The sequence below is a fragment of the Chryseobacterium sp. genome (assembly GCF_022712095.1).
Classification (GTDB): domain Bacteria; phylum Bacteroidota; class Bacteroidia; order Flavobacteriales; family Weeksellaceae; genus Chryseobacterium.
Genome location: NZ_JALAHD010000065.1, coordinates 1 through 5,067, shown reverse-complemented (window position 1 = coordinate 5,067; position 5,067 = coordinate 1). Strand labels below are relative to the sequence as shown.

Annotated in this window: 7 protein-coding genes; 1 reads left to right on the top strand and 6 read right to left on the bottom strand. The window is 34.2% G+C overall.

Annotated features, from left to right (window positions below; all coding sequences use genetic code 11):
* Positions 1-48: 48 nt before the first annotated feature.
* The 6 genes from Q0A18_RS03085 to Q0A18_RS03060 form a co-directional block, all read right to left on the bottom strand.
* The gene (locus Q0A18_RS03085; protein ID WP_292008705.1) at positions 49-339 is read right to left on the bottom strand and encodes a putative quinol monooxygenase; all 291 of its coding nucleotides are present in this window, start codon (positions 337-339) and stop codon (positions 49-51) included.
* A gap of 90 nt (positions 340-429) precedes the next feature.
* Entirely contained in the window at positions 430-1,314 is an 885-nt protein-coding gene (locus Q0A18_RS03080; protein ID WP_292008704.1) for a sulfite exporter TauE/SafE family protein, read from the bottom strand.
* A gap of 1 nt (position 1,315) precedes the next feature.
* Positions 1,316-2,557: a GTP-binding protein gene (locus Q0A18_RS03075; RefSeq protein ID WP_292008703.1), complete on the bottom strand. Its 1,242-nt coding sequence runs from the start codon at positions 2,555-2,557 to the stop codon at positions 1,316-1,318.
* A 65-nt stretch (positions 2,558-2,622) separates the two neighbouring features.
* Positions 2,623-3,531, bottom strand: coding sequence for a sulfate adenylyltransferase subunit CysD (gene cysD / locus Q0A18_RS03070; protein ID WP_292008702.1), 909 nt, complete (start codon positions 3,529-3,531; stop codon positions 2,623-2,625).
* Positions 3,532-3,563: 32 nt separating this feature from the next.
* Positions 3,564-4,256: a phosphoadenylyl-sulfate reductase gene (locus tag Q0A18_RS03065; protein ID WP_292008701.1), complete on the bottom strand. Its 693-nt coding sequence runs from the start codon at positions 4,254-4,256 to the stop codon at positions 3,564-3,566.
* A gap of 90 nt (positions 4,257-4,346) precedes the next feature.
* Positions 4,347-4,754, bottom strand: a complete 408-nt coding sequence (locus Q0A18_RS03060; RefSeq protein ID WP_292008700.1) for an Rrf2 family transcriptional regulator — start codon at positions 4,752-4,754, stop codon at positions 4,347-4,349.
* 66 nt (positions 4,755-4,820) lie between these two features.
* On the opposite strand from Q0A18_RS03060, the gene Q0A18_RS03055 reads away from it, so the two are divergent.
* The coding region (locus tag Q0A18_RS03055) for a DUF4268 domain-containing protein (protein ID WP_292008699.1) at positions 4,821-5,067 on the top strand (247 nt) is incomplete at its 3' end.

Genomic DNA, 5,067 nt, shown 5'->3' with positions numbered 1-5,067 from the left:
CCCGTAATGAAACTGCCTTTTAATTAAAATAATTTGAAAATGTAATTTTCAGTATATCTTAAAGCCTTTATATATTTCCGAACTGCTTTCCATGATCTTAGAAGCATTTTTACGAAAATCCAAGACATGATCTTGCCCTATATGGTTATTGTGTAATTCTACACTTTCCCACGATTCAATCAGGAAAAAAGTTCCTTTATTATCTTTATCTTCAATAAGATCGTATTGTAAACAACCTTCTTCTTTTCTTGTTTCCCTTACTAAAGTCTGAAACAATTCTACAGCATCCATTAAATAGTTTTCATTAAACTTAAACAGAGCTACAATATGTAAATTCATATGCAATTATTTATTAATATAAAATTAGTTATTTTCCATATGAATAAATACATTAATAATCTTCACTTTTCCACAATCAACAATAAATCATTAAAAAATTGATTTAAAGATCGTAATTGAACTCATAATAACCACCAGTAAACCAATAATGAAAAACATTTTTTTCACTGGCAATTTTGCTGTCAACATTGCAGAAAACGGTGCCGTGATAATCCCACCGATCAAAAGTCCCAGAATAATATTCCAGTGCTGAATTCCCATTGTAAAAATGAAAGTAACAGCAGCTGTAACTGTTAAAATAAATTTTGCTACTGTAGAACTTCCAATTGCATATCTGGGTGTGAATGCGTTTTTAATCAGAGTACCGGTAACCAAAGGCCCCCATCCTCCACCTGCAAAGGAATCTATAAATCCTCCGATCAATCCCAAGCGGATAAGATTTGTTTTTCTTTTTAAAGATTTCTTCTGTTTGGATTTAAATGCATTCAGTAATATCCTTACTCCAAGATATAAGGTATAAAAAGCAATGACTGTTTTAGTAATTTTCGCATAGTATTCACCTACATAAGTAAGGCATACAGCTCCTATAATGGCTCCGAAAACTGCAGGTATTGCTAACTTTTTAACCAGACTTTTACTTACATTCTTTAATTTGACATGGCTTATACTTCCCGCGGCTGTAGTAAAACTTTCAGCCGAGTGTATACTGGCACTTACTACATGAGGCGGAATATTAAGGAGCAAAAGTGTTGTTGTACAAATTACACCATAGCCCATCCCCATTGAACCTGCAACTATTTCAGCCAAAAAGCCTACCAGAAGCATCCAGTAAAAAATATGGTTATCTTTGGCCAGGATCACAAAAAGTTCATCTAAATATCCTAAACTGTACAATGAAAATACAGTAATCAGGAGGATAGCTACCGTCGCAAAGAAAACATTTAATCTTAACTTTACTTTTTTCGATACTGTCATATTATAAAATCATTACAGCTCCTACAGTTGAATTACTTGTTTCATCAACTAAGATTGCATTTCCTGTTGAAGTATTTTCTTCAAAGCTGTCGTATACTAAAGGCGAGGCAGTCTTCATTCGTACTTTCACAACTTCATTCAGTCTGATACTATCTGTTACAGGGATTTTTTCCAACGTGTTAACATCAATTCTGTATTCGATTTCCTTTACAATTGCTTTTACTAATTTACTCTTATGCTGTAAAAAGTATTTTCCTCCTTCATTAAGTTCTTTTTTATCTAACCAACATACAATTGCCTCCACTTCATTTTCCACTTTTGGAAGGTTGTCCGTTTTCACCAGAAAATCACCTCTGCTGATATCAATATCATCTTCAATATGCAATACTGCAGGTTGCTGGGCAAATACTTCATCAACTTCTTTTCCACCAGTCTCTATCCTGGATACAGTAGTTTCTATATTCTGGGGAAGAATCGTTATTTTATCTCCTTTTTTATAAACTCCTGAGATTATTTGTCCGGCATAGCCTCTATAATCATGAAGTTCATCTGTCTGAGGACGGATCACATACTGTACCTGGAATCTTCCGCTTTCTAAATTAATATGTTCATTCACCTCTACATTTTCCAGAAAATCCAGAAGGGTTGATCCTTTATACCAATTCATTTTAGAAGATCGCTCTACAATATTATCTCCATAAAATGCTGAAATAGGAAAATAATGTACATTTTCAAGTCCTAATTTTTCAGCAACGTCTTTGTATTGCTCTTTTATGGTATTGAAAACTTCTTCAGAGTAATCAACTAAATCCATTTTATTAATTGCGACTACCACATTTTTCATCTTGAGTAAAGATGCAATGATGGAATGTCTTCTTGTCTGCTCTATCACACCTTGTCTGGCATCTATCAGAATAATGATTAATTGAGAATTAGAAGCTCCCGTAATCATATTCCGGGTGTATTGTATATGCCCCGGTGCATCTGCAATAATGAATTTTCTTTTTGGTGTAGAAAAATATCTATAGGCAACATCAATGGTTATTCCCTGTTCTCTTTCTGCTCTTAAACCGTCAGTCAGAATGGCAAGGTCTATTCCATTGTCATTTTTATTTTTTGATTGTTTTTCCAGTGCTTCAAGTTGGTCAATCAGTATATTTTTACTATCGTACAAGAGTCTTCCAATCAACGTACTTTTACCGTCATCTACACTTCCCGCCGTAATAAATCTTAATATATCCATGTTTTGTATTTATGAATGTAATTGATGAGTATTTTATTTCTAAATATGTTGTAAAAGAGTATTGATTAAAAGTATCCTCCTTTTTTTCTGTCTTCCATTGCAGCTTCCGTTACCCTGTCGTCGATTCGGGTTTCTCCTCTTTCGGAAATTCTTGAGGCTGTGATTTCATTAACTACTTCATCCAATGTGGCTGCAGTACTTTCCACTGCTGCCGTACATGTCATATCTCCTACAGTCCGATATCTTACCTGTTTATTGACAATAGTATCATTCTCATCAATCTGGATAAAATCTGAAACGGCAATCAACTGTCCTTCATATTCAATCACATCTCTGTTATGAGCAAAATAAATAGAGGGAAGCTGAATATTTTCTTTTTTAATATAATTCCATACATCAAGTTCTGTCCAGTTTGAAATCGGGAATACCCTTACATTTTCTCCCTTTTGGATTCTTCCGTTATAGATATTCCATAGTTCAGGGCGCTGTAATTTGGGATCCCACTGACCAAATTCGTCACGTACTGAAAAGAAACGCTCTTTAGCTCTTGCTTTCTCTTCGTCTCTCCTTGCACCTCCAATACATGCATCAAACTGAAATTCTTCAATAGTATCAAGTAAAGTATGAGTCTGAAGCCAGTTCCTGGAAGCAAATTTTCCTTTGGGCTCAGTTAATTTTTTTTCTCTGATCGTATCTTCCACTTTCCTTACTACAAGATCAGCACCTAGACTTTTAGCCAAATGATCTCTGTATTCCAATGCTTCCGGGAAGTTATGTCCTGTGTCTATATGTACTAAAGGAAAAGGTATTTTCATAGGTGCAAATGCTTTTTTAGCTAAATGTACCAATGTGATGGAATCCTTCCCTCCACTGAAAAGTAAAGCAGGTTTTTCGAACTGTGCAGCCACTTCACGCATGATATAAATGCTTTCTGCCTCCAGCTGCTCCAGATAATCTAATTTATAATTACCCATTATTATTTGATTAGTGTTTTATATGATTTTATTTAATGTGTATGTAATCCACATTCTTTATGAGATTCTTCCCACCACCAGCGTCCTGCCCGCGGATTCTCTCCAGGTTCAATAGCCCTAGTACAGGGAGCACAGCCTACGCTGATGTATCCTTTTTTGTGTAAAGGAAGATCCTGAACTTTATGCTCTTCAAGATAGTCGAGAACATCCTGATAAGTCCAATGAATTAGAGGATTGTATTTATAGAGCTGTCTTTCTTCATCCCATTCTATAACCGGCATATTTTCACGGTTTTCGGATTGCTCCGAACGAAGACCTGTAATCCAGACTTTTGCATTTTCCAAAGCTCTGTTCAATGGTTTTACCTTACGGATGAAACAACATTCCTTACGGTTTTCCACAGAATAATAAAAAGCATTAATGCCTTTCTCATTTACATATTTCTCTACATCGGAAGCATCAGGAAAGTAAACTTCTGTTTTCGTTTTATATCGGGAATTATTTTTAGAAAGTAAATCGTAATGTTCATAAAAAAGCCTTCCCGTATCCAGAGTGAAGACTTTAATTGGTAATTTATTTTTAAATATAAGGTCTGTAATTACCTGATCTTCCTGCCCCAATGATGTTGAGAATACTACTCCTTCCGTAATTTTCCCGGAAAGATATTGCAATCCCTCCTCCGCTGAGAGTCCTTTCAAAACATCCACATCTTCTTTTGAAATCATTGTTCTTCAAATTTGGTTCAATGCAAATATCTGAAAAATTATTATCCTACAAAAAAAGTAGACTAATAAAATTTAAAAAAAAGATAATTATCAGTCCAGCAGATCTAGTAAGGTTTTCTTTTCCAATATTTTAAGAGATGCGTCACGTACTTCAATCAATACATCATGTAAACTGCAGTGATCTTCATTACAATCTTCACATTTTTCATAGAAGTTCAAGCTTACACATGGAAGCATCGCAATGGGACCATTGACAAGCCTCATAATTTTCGCTAATTTAACGTTTGCCGGGTTTTCTTTAAAAAAATAACCTCCTCCTTTTCCCTTTTTACTGTCGAGAATATCTGCTTTTTTAAGTTCGAGTAAGATATTCTCCAAAAACTTTAAAGGAATTTTTTTTCGTTCTGCAATTTCTGAAATGAGAATAGGTCCTTCATTTCTTTTCTCTACAAGATATGAAAGTGCCTTAAAAGCATATTGAGATTTTTTTGAAAGCATTACAGCAAATTTACAAAAATTGTTTCAAATCATAAAAATGATTATGTTTGAAAAAGATTTAGTCATATGTTCAGCAAACAGGAAGCCCAACAATTAAAAAAAGAATTTTGGATCGCTTTTGGAAAATCTTTTCCCAGAAAGTGGATTCTTTATGATACCAAAATAAAGGATGTATCATTTAAATTCTATGCAGACAACAAAAAAGCAGAAGTTTCTCTGGACATTGAAATGAAAGATGAACTCTTTCGGAATGCTTATTACGATAAAATATGGTCACTTGAAGATATATTAAAAGATTTTATCGGAGAATTTT